The sequence below is a fragment of the Pseudonocardia sp. DxW genome, assembly GCF_058448985.1.
This window is the reverse complement of record NZ_JBZFLK010000017.1, coordinates 47,206-62,816: the sequence shown is the minus strand read 5'-3', so window position 1 is coordinate 62,816 and position 15,611 is coordinate 47,206. Positions and strand designations below refer to the sequence as shown.

Genomic DNA, 15,611 nt, shown 5'->3' with positions numbered 1-15,611 from the left:
CGTCTCCCGGGTCGGACAGAGGTTTGATTAGGCGAACCTTAGCTATCCGTGAATAGCGTTCGCAATCCCTTCCGGCGTACGGTTCCGGGGTGTCGATCAGGCCGGGCCCACGCGCCGGGAACCGGCCGGGCCCCAAGCCGCGGCTGACCCGGGAGGAGATCGTCGAGGCGGCCGTCGAGGTCGGCGTGGACCGGCTGTCGGTGGTCGCCGTCGCGGAGCGGCTCGGCGTCGCACCGGGCACCCTGTACCGCTACGTCGACGGCCTGGAGGAGATCGCCGCCGCCGCGGTGGAGCTGGTGTTCGCCCGCACCCCGCTGCCGCCGTCGGACCGGGGCTGGCGGGCGTTCCTGGAGGACGAGGCGGCGCTCGCGTTCGACCTGCTGATGCGCTACTCCGGCCTGATCCGGGACTTCGACGCCGATCTCGGCACCGTCTCCGGCAGGCGGATGCGGCAGATCGTCGCGGTGCTGCGCGAGGCGGGCTTCGATCCCGGCGCCGCGGTCCGGGCCGCCGACGCGGCCCTGGACATCGTCGCCGACGGCACGGTCCAGGCCCGGTTCGTCCGCGGCCCGCAGGGCGGGCCGGGCGACATCTCCGGGCCGGCCGCCGCCTACCTCGACTCGCTGGACGAGCCGGTCCGCTCCGAGGTGCTGGCGATCATGCTCGATCCGCGGGCGCACGTGCTGGACAAGGTGGCGCTGGTGCTCGACGGCGTGGAGCACCGGCGGGCCGGCGGCCGGGACGGCTACCGCGGGATCCGCTGACCGGGCGGGTCACCCGGCGTTGCGGTCGCCGTCCGGGTCGAGCAGGTCCGGCTCCGGCGCGGCCCGGCCACGCCAGGCGGCGAGCACGTCCGGATCGGCGCCGGTGTGCCCGAGCACCCGCAGCGCGACGGCCTGCGCCGCCCGTCCCGGCGGATCGGCCGGGCGGGCACCGGGCCGCTCCCCGGCGCGCACCGCGCGGGTCACCTCGGCGGTGATCTCCCGCTGCGCCGGATCGCCGAACCGGTCGAGCAGCCGGTCGAACGCGACCAGCCGCTCCGGGTCGAACGGACGACGGCCACCGGTCAGGTCGGTCAGCGGATGGGCCGGGTAGAGGTGCCCGCACGGCAGGTACCCGGCCGGCACCGGGACGGTCGCCGCGTGCGTGCGCCCGGACCGCAGCACGTCCGGCAGCAGATGGGTGTGCGGGCCGTCCGGCGAGCGGCCGTCCGGCGGCGGGATCGCCGCGTACACCTCGATCCGGCCGATCGCGGTCCGGAACACCCGGTGCGGACCGGCGGCGACCAGCGCGCCGGTGAGGCGGGCGTCCAGCGGGTGACCCTGCGCGTCCCGCAGCAGATCGAGCAGGTCCGGATCGGCGGTGCGCACGCAGGCGTCCACCGTCGGCGTGCCCAGCCCCAGGTCGACCAGCACCGCGTCCCGGTCGGCGGCGCGCAGCGCCCCGGTGTCCGGGCCGAGGACGGTCACCGCCGTCCGGCCGGCCCGGCGGGCGTCGCCGGCGGGCAGGCACAGCGCGACGGCGTGGTTCCAGTGCCCGCCCGGGCCGACCGGGGTGCGGTGGGCGACCGGCCGGGATCCGGACGGCGGATCCACCCGGATGCCGCCGCGTCCGGTCACGACCGTCCCGGGACCGGTGGTGACCGGCTCGTCCGGAAGCCGGACGAACTCCGCGATCGCGCCGGGTGCGCCCATGCTCCAGCCCGCGTCCGGGTCGTCGAGGTATCCGGTCAGCAGCTCCCGAACGGCGTCCATCCCCGCACCCTGCCCTGCACCGGCGGCGGTCGACACCCCGCACCGGCGTGTTGCATATTGGGTGCAACAACTCGGGAGAGTGCGCATGGGGCGGGGGCCGCACGACGGGACCGAGTGCACCGGATGCGACTGGGAGGGCCGACCGGAGGCGTTCCGCTGGTACCCCGAGCCCGGAGCCGCGGAGCCTGCCGGGACACCGGGCCCCGATCCGGTACCGGCGCCGTCCCCGCCACCGGGCGACACCCGCGGTCAGCAGCACCGCCGCCGAGGGCACGGGCACCGCCTGCGGCGCGGTGACGAGGTGCCCACCGCTGCGCCACCATCGAGCCCCGCTCCGCCGCAGACGGCTGGACCCCCAGGCCGAGGAAGGACAGCCCGGAGACGGTCAGCAGCAGCGCTGCGGCGGTGCGGAATGCCCCCGCGGCGTCCACCGTGACGTCCGGTCCGGTGTGACGCCGCGGGAGCGCACCGGCGTCAGCCGGTGGTCTGCGCCCGGACCCGGCGGGCCGCCGCGACCAGGTTGGTGAGCGCCGCGACGGTCTCCGGCTCACCGCGGGTCTTCAGCCCGCAGTCCGGGTTCGCCCACAGCCGCTCCGGGCCGATGTGCCGCAGCGCCGCGGTGAGCTGGCCGGCGAGCTCGTCGGTGTCCGGCACCTCGGGCGAGTGCACGTCGTAGACGCCCGGGCCGAGGCCGCGCGGGATGCCCGGCCCCAGGTCGGCGAGCACCTCCATCCGGGACCGGGCCGCCTCGACGGTGGTGACGTCGGCGTCCAGCCCGTCGATCGCCCCGACCACCTCGCCGAACTCGGAGTAGCACAGGTGGGTGTGGATCTGGGTGCCGTCGGCGACCCCGCCGACCGACATCCGGAACGCGTCCACCGCCCACTCCAGGTAGTCGGCGCGGTCCCGCTCGTGCAGCGGCAGCAGCTCGCGCAGGGCGGGCTCGTCCACCTGGATGATCCGGATCCCGGCCGCCTCCAGGTCGGCGACCTCGTCGCGCAGGGCCAGCCCGACCTGGCGGGCGGTGTCGGCGAGCGGCTGGTCATCGCGGACGAACGACCAGGCCAGGATGGTGACCGGCCCGGTCAGCATGCCCTTCACCGGCCGCTGCGAGAGCGACTGCGCGTAGCTCGCCCAGTCGACGGTGATCGGGGCCGGGCGGGACACGTCCGAGTGCAGGATCGGCGGCCGTACGCAGCGCGAGCCGTAGGACTGCACCCAGCCGAACTCGGTGGTGGCGAAGCCGTCCAGGTTCTCGGCGAAGTACTGGACCATGTCGTTGCGCTCGGGCTCGCCGTGCACCAGCACGTCCAGCCCGATCTCCTCCTGCAGCGCGACCACGCGGGCGATCTCCCGGCGCATCCGCCCGGTGTACTCGCCGGTGTCGATCCGGCCGCTGCGGTGCGCCGCCCGGTCGGTGCGGATCGCGGCGGTCTGCGGGAACGAGCCGATCGTGGTGGTCGGGACGTCGGGCAGGCCCAGCGCCTCGCGCTGCACCTTCGCCCGCACGTCGGCCGCGCCGCGCCGGTAGTGGTCGGCGCCCAGCTCGGCCAGCCGGGCCCGGACCGTCGCGTCCCGGCGGGCGGCCGCCGCGACCCGCTCCCGGGTCTCCCGCGCGGCGTCGAACTCGGCCGCGACCGAGGCCCGGCCGCCGTGCAGGGCGCGGCCGAGCAGCACCACCTCGTCGACCTTCTGCCGGGCGAAGGCGAGCATGTCGACGACGTCGCCGGTCAGCGACGCCTCCACGGACAGGTCGTAGGGGACGTGCAGCAGCGAGCACGACGTCGAGATCCCCACCCGGCCCGCGACGCCGGTCAGCCGCGACGCGGTGACCAGGGCGGCGTCCAGGTCGGTGCGCCACACGTTGCGCCCGTCGACGACGCCGGCCAGCACCAGCTTGCCGCCGATCCCCTCGACGCCGTCGATCCCGTCCAGATCGGACGCCCCGGTGACCAGGTCCAGGGCCAGGCCCTCGACCGCGGTCGAGGCGAGCACCGGCAGCGCCGGGCCGAGCTCGCCGAAGTACGACGCGACCAGGATCTTCGGCCGGCGCGGCGCGGCCGCGAGCCGGTCGTAGGCCCGGCGCAGCGCGGCGATCTCGTCGTCGGAGCGGTCCGCGGCGAACGCCGGCTCGTCCAGCTGCACCCACTCGGCACCGGCGTCGGCCAGCTCGGCGAGCAGGTCCCGGTAGACCTCGACGAGCGGGCCGAGCAGGTCCAGCGGCCGGAACTCCTCGGGCGCACCCTCGGCGGGCTTCGAGAGCAGCAGCAGGGTCACCGGGCCGACCAGCACCGGGCGGGTCACGACGCCGGAGCGCAGCGCCTCCCGGAACTCCTCGAGCGCCGCGCGCGAGCCGGGCGCGAGCCGGGTCCCCGGGCCGATCTCGGGCACCAGGTAGTGGTAGTTCGTGTCGAACCACTTGGTCATCTCGCAGGCCGGCGCGCCGGTGCGGCCGCGGGCCATCGCAAACATCCGCTGCAGCGGGTCGGTGATGCCGGCGAAGCGCTCCGGGACGGCGCCGACGGCGAGCGCGGTGTCCAGGACGTGGTCGTAGAACGAGAACGTGTTGCCGGGGACCTGGTCCAGTCCCGCGTCCCGCAGCGTGGTCCAGGTGTCGCGGCGCAGACCGGCCGCCACCTCGTGCAGCGCGGAGACGTCGGACCGGCCGGCCCAGAACGCCTCGGTCGCGCGCTTCAGCTCCCGGTGCGGCCCGATCCTGGGGTACCCCAGCACGGTGCTGCCGGTGGTGGACACGGATGACACAGGTTTCGCCATGGTCACTGCCCTCTCTCCTCGCGAGCGCGGTGGAGGACCCGTCACCGCCGGAGAGGGGCACGACGGCACGGTCCGGGCGGGTCCGCACCGGACGCGCGACGGCGCCGGCGGGCACGGTGGTCACCCGGTCGTCCGCTGGGCCCTCCCTCGAGGCCACGGATCCGCGCACGCCGGTCGGCGCGCGCACCGGCGGCAGGTATTCGGACTCGTGGGCGCCGTGCTCGTGCCTACCGGCCGTCGCTTCCCGGGTCGGTTCCCAGTGCTGATGACGACTGTCGTTCCCACTCACCGCTGCGGGGCAGTCCCGGATTCACACCGGGTTCCCTGTTGTCCCGTGCCGGCCCCGCGGGGACCGGCACGAACCGTCGGCGGACCGACCATAACCCACCGGACGCGATCGGCGGACTGTTGCCTTGTCCTAACTGTTGCCATACTCTGGCAACATGTTCGCCCTCCCCGCTCGGGGTCGAGGGCGACCTATCCCTGCACCCCTCCGTTCAGACGGGTTTCCTGCCTGGTCTGCCGAGGAGTAATCGCGATCACCTCTGTGCCCGGGGCCACAACCGGTCCTAGCGTGCGGCTCGACCCATCCGCCTGCCGCAGAAAGGGCTGACATGCAGGTAGACGAGCTGCTCAAGCCGTTCCCCATCAAGGAGTTCCACCCGTTCCCCAGGGCGCTGCTGGGTCCCGGCTCGCACGAGCTCATCGGCCCGGAGGCCCTCAAGCTGGGCTTCAAGAAGACCCTGGTCATGACGTCCGGCCTGCGCGGCACCGACATCGTCCACAAGATCGTCGAGTCGATGAAGTACCACGGCCTCGAGGTCGTCGTGTACGACCAGGTCGAGTCGAACCCCAAGGACTACAACGTCATGGACGCTGTGGGCCTCTACCAGCAGAACAAGTGCGACTCGTTCGTCTCCATCGGCGGCGGCTCCTCGCACGACGCCTGCAAGGGCGCGCGCGTCTCGGTCGCCCACGACGGCCGCAACGTCAACGAGTTCGAGGGCTTCAACAAGTCCGAGAACCCGGCGAACCCGCCGCACATCGCGGTCTCGACGACGGCCGGCACCGGCTCCGAGACCTCCTGGGCGTACGTGATCACCGACACCACGACGGACCCGGACAACCCGCACAAGTACGTCGCGTTCGACGACGCCTCGGTCACCACCCTGGCGATCGACGACCCGGTGCTCTACTACGACTGCCCGATCGACTACACCGCGCAGTGCGGCTTCGACGTGCTCGCGCACGCCTCCGAGCCCTACGTCTCCCGGCTGAACTTCCAGCCGTCGCTGGGCAACGCGCTGCACGCCATCAAGCTGACCTCGCAGAGCCTGCGCCAGGCCGTGTGGAACGGCCAGGACCTGGCCGGCCGCGAGGGCATGATGTACGCGCAGTACATCGCCGCGCAGGCGTTCAACTCCGGTGGCCTGGGGATCATCCACTCGATCTCGCACGCGGTGTCGGCCTTCTACGACACCCACCACGGCCTGAACAACGCCATCGCGCTGCCGCGGGTGTGGGCGTTCAACATGCCGGTCGCCTACGAGCGGTTCGCCGACATCGCCGAGGCGATGGGCATCGACACCAGCGGCATGACCAAGCCGCAGGCCGCCGACGCCGCGCTCGCCGCGTCCATCCGGCTGCTGCGCGACGTGGGCATCCCGGAGAAGTTCGCCGACGTCAAGCAGGACACCTACTCGAAGAACCGGCTCGGGATCGGCCCGACGAAGTTCTACGAGAACGCGCCGACCATCATCGGCGACGCGGCGGACGTCGACCGGATCACCAACCACGTCCTGGGTGACGCCTGCACCCCGGGCAACCCGAAGGAGTGCACCTTCGAGACCGTCCGCCCGGTCGTCGAGCACTCCATCAACGGCGACCTGGACGACCTGCTCACCTGATCGTCCGATCAGCCCGACCCGTTCGCGCCTGCGGGCCCACTCCGTGCGAGGTCATACTCGCCACGGGTGGGCCCGTCGGCTGCGCGGCCCGCCGCACCCACCTCCGGTGCGGCCTGTGAAGGAGATTCCCAGCGTGACTCCCGTTCCCGGCTCCACGAGCGCTGAGAGCCCCGTCCCGAACACGGCGCCGTTCGAGTCCGTCGACGAGGTCGTGGAGACCCTGCGCGAGCAGGGCTACATCGCCGACACCCGGCTCGCGACCACGGTCTTCCTGCTCACCCGGCTGGACAAGCCGCTGCTGCTGGAGGGGCCCGCCGGCGTCGGCAAGACCGAGCTGGCGAAGATGCTCGCGCTGGCCACCGGGCGCCGGCTGCTGCGGCTGCAGTGCTACGAGGGCCAGGACGAGACCAAGGCCCTCTACGAGTGGGACTACGGCAAGCAGCTCATGTACACCCAGATCCTGCGCGAGAAGATCGGGCAGGTCGTCGAGGACGCGCCGGACCTGGCGTCGGCCGTCGACCGGATCGGGTCGCAGGAGAGCGTCTTCTTCTCCGAGCGGTTCCTGGCGCCGCGCCCGCTGCTCGAGGCCATCCGGTCCGAGCAGCCGTGCGTGCTGCTGATCGACGAGGTCGACCGGGCCGACGAGGCGCTCGAGGCGGTGCTGCTGGAGACCCTGGGCGAGTACCAGATCTCGGTGCCCGAGGTCGGGACGTTCCTCGCGAAGCACCGCCCCTACGTGCTGCTGACCTCGAACAACACCCGGGACCTCGCGGCCGCGCTGAAGCGCCGCTGCCTGCACCTGTTCCTCGACTACCCCTCGGCCCAGCGCGAGCTGGAGATCGTGCGGTCGAAGAAGACCGGGCTCGCCGACCAGCTGGCGGAGGAGCTCGTGGGCGTGGTGCGCGGGCTGCGCGAGCTGGAGTTGCGCAAGGCGCCGTCGATCTCGGAGACGATCGACTGGGCGCGCACGCTGGCCGTGCTGGGCGTCGAGGAGCTGAACTCGCAGGTCCTGTCGGACACCGTCTCGGTCGTCGTGAAGTACGACAAGGACGTCCGCAAGGCGCTCGACGCGATCCCGAACCTGGTCGACCCGAACGCCGTCGTCACCGAGCCGGGGCACGGCCACGGGCACGGGCACGGCCACGGGCACGGGCACGACGGGGACCACTCGCACGACGCGGGCCATGCGCCCGACACCGGCCCCGGCCGCCGTCCCGACGACGGGCCGGACGACGGCGACGTCGACGGGCGGGCCCGCCGCGCCGCCAAGGACCAGCCCGGCCGGCACGCCGACGGCTACGGCAACAAGGCCGCGGCCGGGCGGTCCGCGCCGCCGCTGCGTTCCGTCACCCCCGGCCAGGGGGCCCGCTCGTTCGGCGCCCGCAAGCGCCCGATCTGAGGCCGCGACGTGGAGGCGAGCATCCACCGCTTCGTCCGGCTGCTGCGGATCCGGGCGGTCCGCATCTCGGTCTCGGAGGCGCTCGACGCGATGGCCTGCGCCGCCCAGCCCGGGGTGCTGGCCGACCGGTCCGTGCTGAAGGAGGCGCTGCGCGTCGCGCTGGTGAAGGACCGGCGCGACGAGGCCACCTACGACGAGGTCTTCGACCTGTTCTTCGCCCTGGTCAAGGTCGGCGAGTCGGACACCGGCCACGGGCACGGGCACGGCCACGGCGACATGAGCGACGACACGCCGCTGGAGAACTTCACGCTGTCCGAGGAACCGTCGGAGACCCCGCAGGAGGGCCACGACCACGGCACCCCCGCCGACATCCGGGACTTCTTCGATCCCGAGGACCTGGCCGAGCAGTACAACCTGCACCAGGAGGCCAACAAGATCGACATGGCGTCGATGACCGACGAGATCGTGCTGTCCAAGGAGCAGGCCGGTGACGTCGCCGACGGGCAGCGGGTGCAGATCGAGACCGACCGGTTCTCCGGTGGCGGCCTGCCCGGTGACATCTCGCAGGCCCAGGGCACCAAGGTCGACGCCGATCTCTCGGTCGCCCAGCAGGACGCGCTGCTCGGCTGGCTGACCTCGGAGGAGGACCGGCTCGCCGAGGAGGCGCAGGGCACCGAGGACGACGCCGCCGCGCTGCGCCGCCGGCTGGCCGGGGTGCTGGAGAACCTGCCCGAGCTGCTCAAGGCGCACCTGGAGAAGCTGCTGGAGATCGAGCAGCGGATCGTCGAGGGGCACGACGACGCCGAACGCGTCGCCGAGGTCGACCGGGCGTCGGAGACCGAGCGGATGCAGCTGGAGGACTCGCTGCGCCGGCTCGCCAAGTCGCTGCACGGCGCGCTGACCCACCGGCGCCGGGTGTCGCCGCGCGGCCGGATCGACTCGGCCCGGACGATGCGCCGCAACATGCGCTACGACGGGGTGCCGTTCGCCCCGGTCACCGTCGCCCGGCAGGAGGACAAGCCGCGGCTGGTGGTGCTCGCCGACGTCTCGCTGTCGGTCCGGGCCACCGCCCGGTTCACCCTGCACCTGGTGCACGGCCTGCAAGACCTGTTCGGCCAGGTGCGCTCGTTCGCGTTCGTGGCCGATCTGGTCGAGGTGACCGACCTGTTCGCCGACCATCCGGTGGAGCACGCCCTCGGGCTGATCTTCGGCGGGGACCAGCTCGACGTCGACGCCAACTCGAACTACGGCCTGGCGTTCGGCCAGTTCCTGGAGGACCACGGCTCGGCGGTCACCCGGCGGACCACGGTGCTGGTGCTCGGCGACGGGCGGGGCAACGGCAACGACCCGAACACCGAGGCGTTCGTCGAGATCACCCGCCGCGCCCGGGAGACGATCTGGCTGACCCCCGAGCCCCGCTACTCGTGGGGGCTGGGCCGCTGCGACCTGCCCACCTACGCCGAGTTCTGCGACCGGGTCCGGGTGGTCCGGGACCTGTCCGGCCTGGAGACGACAACGAACGAGATGGCGGGCGAGCTGATCGGTCGCTGACCCGGGGCCGCACCGGGTGCGCACCCGGTGCGCTCTAGGCCGTTCGACCGAATCGTCATCACGTTCCGTTCCCGCGGAGGTACAGTCGGTCGTCCCCCCTGTGAAGGAGCGTCCGGCGATGGGTGACGGTGGGCTGGTGGTCCGCCTGCTCGCGCGCATGTGTACCGCGATGTGGGGATACATGCCGGGCGTGATCCCGGCGATGGTGGCGACCATGGGCAACGGGCCGGCGCTGCGCTGGTTCGCGCTGAACTTCCCGCGCTTCCTGGTCACGCTGCGGTTGCTCGGGCCGGTCCGGACCCATCTCGCCGGGCTCACCATCTCGCTGGCGAACGGCTGCGTCTACTGCGCCTACGGCCGGGCGCACGCCCTGGAGCTGATCTGGCTGCGCGACCGCGGGAAGCTGTTCCCGCTGGACGCCCGCACCCTGGAGAGCTGGAACGGCCTGACCCGGCACGAGATCGCCGTCCGGCTGCGCGTGGTGCTGGAGCAAGCCGGGCTGCACGCCGAGGTGATGTGGGTCGACCGCACGCTGGCCCTGGTCGAGGGTCTCCCGCCGATCGACGCGACCGAGCGCCGCATCGCGCACCTGTGCCGGATGGTCGGCACCATGAACGCGATCGCGGTCGCCGCGGGCACCGTCCCGGACGGCGCGCACGACCCGGTCAACAAGGACGTCGCGCTGAAGGCCCGGCTGGTCGCGGCGCACGACGCCGCGGCCTGAGCCGGGCCGGGTTCAGCGCTCAGCCGGTGGCGGGCGCCCCGGCCAGCGGGGAGACCATCCGCAGGAACTGGAACACCGGCCGGGTGCCCTGCTCCAACAGCGCCGACGAGCCGACCGCCAGCCCGATCGCGGCCCGGCTGTTCGACCGGGAGGGTATCCGCGCCGTCGGCATCGACCGGCTGATCGCCACCGCCGGGGTGGCCCGGGCCAGCCTCTACAGTCACTTCCGGTCGAAGGACGCGCTGGTCACCGCCTACCTGGAGCGCGCGGACCGGGAGGACCTGCAGCGCCTGCGGCGCGCGGTGCGCGGGCTCGGCGACGACCCGCTCGGCCGGATCCGGGTCGTCTTCGACCTGGTCTCGTCGGCCGCCCGCCGGCGCGGCTACCGCCGTCGTCGCCGAGCACCGGGCCCGGCAGCGCACCGCCTTCCGCGGCGCGCTGGTACAGCTCGGCCACCCGGACCCGGACGAGACCGCCGCCCGGATCCAGCTCGTCTAGGACGGGCGGGCTGGCCGGGCCGAAGGCCGAGCGCAGCGCGGGGCCGACCACCCGGGCCGCCGCGCTGGCCGAGGTCCCGCCGCGGCGACGGCCGGCCGGGGAGCCGGCCGGCCCACCCTCGCCCGGCCGTCCGGAGGGGGAGGACCCGGAGGGTCGGAGATGGTGCGCCGCGCACCCGACGACCTAGCGTGAGGGTGACCGCCCAGCCCAGGAGCGCCGATGATCGACACCGACCGGCTCAGCAACGACCTCGCCGGCTGGCTGGACCGCACTCTCGTCCAGCCGGGGCTGCTCCCCGCCGAGCGGTTCGAGGAGGCGTTCGTCGCCTGCGTCGCGAGCGCGGCGAAGGACCCGGAGTTCCCCGACGACGCCTGGCTCGCCTTCTACCGCAACACCCTCGACGCGCTGACCGGTGAACCCGAAGCGGGCGGCACGAACGCCGAGACCGCGCCGGTGCACGCCAGGGCCCGCGAGCTCGTCGCCGGCACCGACGTCCTGGAGCTGGGCTGCTGCTTCGGGTTCCTGTCCCTGCAGCTGGCCCGCGACGGGCACCGGGTCACCGCCACCGACCTCACCGGCGGCACCGTCGACCTGCTCGCCCGGATGGCGCCGCAGCTGGGCGCGGACGTCGAGACGCACGTCGCCGACGCGCGCGCCGTCGCACTCCCGGACCGCTGCGCCGACACCGTCTTCGCGGTGCACCTCATCGAGCACCTGCCCGCGGCCGAGGGCGACGAGGTGGTCGCCGAGATGCTGCGGCTGGCCCGGCGGCGGATCGTGGTCGCCGTCCCGTTCGAGGACGAGCCGAACCCGGCCTGGGGGCACGTGCGGACCTTCGACGTCGCGACCCTGCAGCGGCTCGGCGAGCGCACCGGACACCCGTTCGAGGTCACCGAGCATCACGGCGGCTGGCTGGTCGTCGACCTGCACGGCGCCGGAGATCCCGCGGCGCCGCCGCCAGGTGCGTGAGCGCCTCCAGCGGGCCGCGGTCGTGGGACCGCAACCGGCGCGCGGCCGCCACCGCCGACACCGTCATCACCCCCGTCCACACCGCGACCACGACGACCGTCCGGACCTGCGGTGACATCCCGGCGAGCGCACCGGCCAGCCCGAACCCCCAGTCGTGGAACAGCACCGCGGCCAGCACGTTCTGACCGACGTAGCAGGTCATCGCCGTCCGCCCGATCGCCGTCAGGCCACGCCGCACCGGCCCGGCCGGACCGCGCAGCCGGCTCAGCACCTCCGGCACCAGCCCGAGCAGCCCGGCCGCCACCAGCGGCGCGACCAGGTACCGCTCGACGGCGAACCAAGCCGGCCCGCCGAGCGACGTCATCACGTTCAGCAGCACCCCGGCCACCCCGAGGAGCACCAGCCGCCGGCGCAGCCGGGCCCCGCCGTCGTCGAACACGCCCGCGCGCAGCAGGGCCGAACCGGCCAGGAACAGCACCACCGCCGACGGCACGATCAGCACCAGCTCGATCCGGAACAGCAGCGGCTGGGTGAGCCGCAGCCACACCTGCCCGGTCCAGGTCGACGGGTACGGCGGGAACGCCGGCTCGCCGGCCCCGGTGAGCATGCCGAGGGTGAGCACCCCGACGACGAGCAGCACGAACGCCCCGGCGAGCCCGGCGGCGGTCAGCCGCACCGTCCGCGAGCGTCCGATGAGCCAGGCCACCGGCGCCGATGCGATCGCGTAGCCCATCAGCACGTCGAACTCGAACACCAGCAGGTAGTGCAGCAGCCCCTCGGCGAGCAGGATCCCGGCCCGGGCGAGGTAGCGGCCCGGCCACCGCAGCCCGCGGCGCACCGCGGAGCGGTACTGCAGCTCCATCCCGATCCCGAACAGCAGGGTGAGCAGCGCCAGGAACTTCCCGTTGCTGACCGCGAGCAGCACCCCGTCGAGCCACCAGCCGCCGGCGAACCCGGCGAGCACCGCGCCGGGGCCGCCTGGATCGGCGAACACCCACACGTTCGTCGCGAACGTCCCGGCGATCGCCAGCCCGCGCAGGACGTCCGGTGCCGCGAGCCTAGGACCGGACACGGTCACCCTCCCGGTCGTCACCGGGCAGCACGGTGGCCCACAGCGGGCCCGCGACGAACCAGATCGCGGCGACCAGCGACAGCCGTCCCAGCCAGGCCCACATCGGGTCGGCCGGCCACTGCGCGGGCTCCGGGAACGGCTGCCCACCGACCGCGGTGAGCAGGCACAGCAACCCGGCCGCGAGCAGCCAAGCCAGTACCACCCGCCCGAACCCGCGCCACTCGTGACGGACCCGGGCCGGGCCGCCGCGCGGGGGCCGCACCGGTCGCGGCCCGCCGGCGAACCGGTGCGCGAACCGGGCGTCCGCCCAGCGGATCATCGGGTGTCCGAACGCGACGGTCGCGCCCAGGTACACCGCGGCCAGGCCGTGCACCCGGGACGGCTCCCCGCCGGACGCCACGTCCGCGACGGCGGCGACGACCAGCACCACGTCCATCAGCGGCACACCGACCAGCAGCGCGGCGCCGAGAGCCGGGCGGCGCAGCAGGTAGCGGGCGGCGAGCCCGGCCACCAGGAACACCCAGAACGCGATCTCGGCGGCGCCGATCAGCCACAGCAGCGTTTCGGCGAGCAGCAGCTCCACCACGGTCTCCCCCACGGATTCCCCCATGGCCGACGATCGTGTCCACCGGCGCGGTCCCGGTCGTCCGGCGCCCGACCGATCCGGCACTACCACCTTCGACGGACGCCCGGACCGCCCGGGACGTGCTGGGATGTCCGGATGCCCCGTGTCCGCGCCGATCTCGGTTCCGGTCGCTCCGCCGGCCCCTCCGCCGCCGGTCACTCCGCCGACCCGTCCGCCGGTCACTCCACCGGGCCGTCGGCAGGTTTCGGGGGCCTCAAGGGCCTCGGGGGCCTGCCGCTGCCGGTCCGGGACACCGGCGTCGCGCTCGGCTGGTTCGCCTTCGGGCTGCTGCTGATGTGGGCGCTCCCGGAGATGCGGGTGCCGTGGTCCGGTGCGGCCCTGGGGGTGACCGTCCCGGCGGTCACCGTCCTCGCCGCCGCCTGCCTGGGCTCGGTGCTGCGGCGGGCCGCCGCCCCGGCCGGACTGGTCGTCGGCACGCTGGCACTGGCCGCGGGGGTGGTCTGGGAAGGGCGCACCGACCTCGGCGTCCTGCTGGTGCTCACCGACCTGCTCTACTGCGCCGTCCGGCACCCGCCGCGGCGGACCGCGCAGGTCGTCGCGGCCTGCGCCGGGACCGTGGTGGCCCTGCTCGCCGCCGCCGCACTGGTGCTCGGCGGCGGGCGGCTGGCGATCCTCAGCCTGTTCAACCTGGTCCTGATCGTCGGGGTGCCGACGGTGTGGGGGCTGGAGGTGCGCAGGCACGCCGACATCGCCGACGCCGAGCGGGCCCGCGCCGAGGAGGCGGCCAGGGCGGCGGCCCGGGAACGGGACGCGGCGGTCGCCGAGGAACGGGCCCGGATGGCGCGGGACCTGCACGACGTCGTCGCGGGACGGCTGTCCGCGATCGCGCTGCAGTCCGAGGCGGCGCTGCACTCGGGCGCCGATCCGGCGGTGATGCGCCGGGTGCTCGGCACCGTCCGCGAGTCCGGCGTGGCCGCGCTCGGCGAGATGCGCACGATGATCGGGCTGCTGCGCACCGGCGGCCCGCACGACCCGCCCACCGCACCCGCCCGGCTGTCCGAGCTGGACCGGCTGCTCGACGAGGCCCGCGCCGCCGGGCTGGCCGTCCGCTACGACGACGAACGTCCCCCCGACACCGAGGTCGGCGCGCCGGTGGAGCTCACCGGATTCCGGATCGTCCAGGAGTCGCTGACCAATGCCGCGAAGCACGCCCCGGGCGCGCCGGTCGCCGTCCGGCTGCGGACCGCCGGGGAGGCGCTCACCATCGAGGTCCGCAACGGGCCCGGCACCCGGCCGGCGACCGGCGGCCCATCGCTGCACGGCGGCACCGGTCTGGCCGGGCTGGACGAGCGGGCCCGCGCGGTCGGCGGCACCCTGGACGCCGGACCGGACGGCGACGGCTGGCTGGTCCGGGCCTCGCTCCCGTTCGGCGGAGGTGCCCGGTGAGCGTCCGCGTGGTGGTGGCCGACGACCAGGAGGCGGTCCGCACCGGGCTCGTGCTGATCCTGGGCTCGGACCCGGACATCGAGGTCGTCGACGAGGCCGGGGACGGGATCGGCGCGGTGCGCGCGGCGGAGACGCACCGGCCCGACGTCGTCCTGATGGACATCCGGATGCCCGGGATCGACGGCATCGAGGCGACCCGGCGGATCCTCGCCCGGAGCCTGTCCCAGGTCCTGGTGCTCACCACGTTCGATCTCGACGATCTCGTCGACGGCGCGCTCGCCGCGGGCGCGGCCGGGTTCCTGCTGAAATCGGTCGACGCCGTCCGGCTGCTCGACGGGGTGCGCGCCGTCGCGCGCGGCGAGGGCGTGCTGGCGCCGGAGGTGACCCGGAGGGTGATCAGCCGCTACGCGGGCGCTCCCCGGCCGGGCCGGGTGCCCGGGCTGGACCGGCTCACCGCCCGGGAGACCGACGTGCTCGCGGGGCTCGGCCGGGGGCTGTCCAACGCCGAGCTCTCGGCGGAGCTGGTGATCTCGGAGGGGACGACGAAGACGCACGTCTCCCGGGTGCTGGCGAAGCTGGGGTTGCGCTCACGCACCCAGGCCGCCATCGCCGCGCAGGAGGCGGGGCTGGTCTGAACCGGTGTGAAACCACCCAGGCCACGCTCACCGTGGTCCGCCGCACGCCGCACGCCGCCGTGGTCCGCCACACTCCGCTCTGAGCCGGCGCGCTCCGCCGCGCTCCACCGGGGTCAGCTGTGAGCCGCCGTAATCCTCTGATCCGCTGGGGTCCACCGTGGTCCGTCACGCAGGACCGTGATCCGCTGTGATCCGCCCTGGCCCGCGGCGATCCGCCACCCGGCACGTTCCGCGGAACGCGCCGGGCCCAGCCCGGCGGCCGTCCCCGGGTTCGCGCGCCACCGCCCGGACGGAC

The 15,611-nt window shown here is 74.2% G+C and carries 13 protein-coding genes and 1 riboswitch; of the genes, 8 read left to right on the top strand and 5 right to left on the bottom strand.

The features are described 5' to 3' along the window. Window positions 1-89 precede the first annotated feature (89 nt). Window positions 90-764, top strand: coding sequence for a TetR/AcrR family transcriptional regulator (locus ACVJO7_RS24350; protein ID WP_491674802.1), 675 nt, complete (start codon window positions 90-92; stop codon window positions 762-764). Between the two features lie 9 nt (window positions 765-773). Here the strand turns inward: ACVJO7_RS24350 and ACVJO7_RS24345 are convergent, their stop codons facing one another. Together ACVJO7_RS24345 and metE are read right to left on the bottom strand one after the other, a co-directional pair. Continuing rightward, the gene (locus ACVJO7_RS24345) at window positions 774-1,754 is read right to left on the bottom strand and encodes a DUF6925 family protein (RefSeq protein ID WP_491674801.1); all 981 of its coding nucleotides are present in this window, start codon (window positions 1,752-1,754) and stop codon (window positions 774-776) included. A gap of 474 nt (window positions 1,755-2,228) precedes the next feature. Beyond that, window positions 2,229-4,529, bottom strand: coding sequence for a 5-methyltetrahydropteroyltriglutamate--homocysteine S-methyltransferase (metE, locus tag ACVJO7_RS24340; protein WP_491674800.1), 2,301 nt, complete (start codon window positions 4,527-4,529; stop codon window positions 2,229-2,231). 174 nt (window positions 4,530-4,703) lie between these two features. Further along, a riboswitch (cobalamin riboswitch) is annotated at window positions 4,704-4,911 on the bottom strand. A 232-nt stretch (window positions 4,912-5,143) separates the two neighbouring features. Between metE and mdo the strand changes: the two genes are divergently transcribed. The 4 genes from mdo (at window position 5,144) to ACVJO7_RS24320 (ending at window position 10,110) form a co-directional block, all read left to right on the top strand. Then, window positions 5,144-6,436, top strand: a complete 1,293-nt coding sequence (mdo, locus tag ACVJO7_RS24335; RefSeq protein WP_491674799.1) for an NDMA-dependent methanol dehydrogenase — start codon at window positions 5,144-5,146, stop codon at window positions 6,434-6,436. 133 nt (window positions 6,437-6,569) lie between these two features. Further along, a complete protein-coding gene (locus ACVJO7_RS24330; RefSeq protein WP_344021026.1) occupies window positions 6,570-7,835 on the top strand; it encodes an AAA family ATPase in 1,266 nt (421 codons plus the stop codon). Between the two features lie 9 nt (window positions 7,836-7,844). Next, window positions 7,845-9,386 (top strand): VWA domain-containing protein, encoded by a 1,542-nt coding sequence (locus ACVJO7_RS24325; RefSeq protein ID WP_491674798.1) that lies wholly within the window; start codon window positions 7,845-7,847, stop codon window positions 9,384-9,386. Between the two features lie 118 nt (window positions 9,387-9,504). Continuing rightward, the gene (locus ACVJO7_RS24320) at window positions 9,505-10,110 is read left to right on the top strand and encodes a hypothetical protein (protein WP_491674797.1); all 606 of its coding nucleotides are present in this window, start codon (window positions 9,505-9,507) and stop codon (window positions 10,108-10,110) included. A 19-nt stretch (window positions 10,111-10,129) separates the two neighbouring features. Here the strand turns inward: ACVJO7_RS24320 and ACVJO7_RS24315 are convergent, their stop codons facing one another. Then, the gene (locus tag ACVJO7_RS24315; protein ID WP_491674796.1) at window positions 10,130-10,282 is read right to left on the bottom strand and encodes a hypothetical protein; all 153 of its coding nucleotides are present in this window, start codon (window positions 10,280-10,282) and stop codon (window positions 10,130-10,132) included. 545 nt (window positions 10,283-10,827) lie between these two features. Here ACVJO7_RS24315 and mftM point away from each other — a divergent pair. Further along, window positions 10,828-11,577, top strand: a complete 750-nt coding sequence (gene mftM / locus ACVJO7_RS24310) for a mycofactocin oligosaccharide methyltransferase MftM (RefSeq protein ID WP_491674795.1) — start codon at window positions 10,828-10,830, stop codon at window positions 11,575-11,577. Here mftM and ACVJO7_RS24305 read toward each other — a convergent pair. Both ACVJO7_RS24305 and ACVJO7_RS24300 read right to left on the bottom strand, forming a co-directional pair. Beyond that, window positions 11,498-12,670, bottom strand: a complete 1,173-nt coding sequence (locus tag ACVJO7_RS24305) for a DUF418 domain-containing protein (RefSeq protein WP_491674794.1) — start codon at window positions 12,668-12,670, stop codon at window positions 11,498-11,500. The genes mftM and ACVJO7_RS24305 overlap by 80 nt on opposite strands. Beyond that, on the bottom strand, window positions 12,636-13,259 hold the full coding sequence (locus ACVJO7_RS24300) for a hypothetical protein (RefSeq protein WP_491674793.1): 624 nt from the start codon (window positions 13,257-13,259) through the stop codon (window positions 12,636-12,638). Before ACVJO7_RS24300 ends, ACVJO7_RS24305 begins: the two co-directional genes overlap by 35 nt. Window positions 13,260-13,370: 111 nt before the next feature. Between ACVJO7_RS24300 and ACVJO7_RS24295 the strand changes: the two genes are divergently transcribed. Continuing rightward, window positions 13,371-14,681, top strand: coding sequence for a sensor histidine kinase (locus tag ACVJO7_RS24295; protein ID WP_491674792.1), 1,311 nt, complete (start codon window positions 13,371-13,373; stop codon window positions 14,679-14,681). Further along, entirely contained in the window at window positions 14,678-15,316 is a 639-nt protein-coding gene (locus ACVJO7_RS24290; protein ID WP_491674791.1) for a response regulator transcription factor, read from the top strand. The genes ACVJO7_RS24295 and ACVJO7_RS24290 overlap by 4 nt, the downstream gene beginning before the upstream one ends. Window positions 15,317-15,611: the final 295 nt, after the last annotated feature.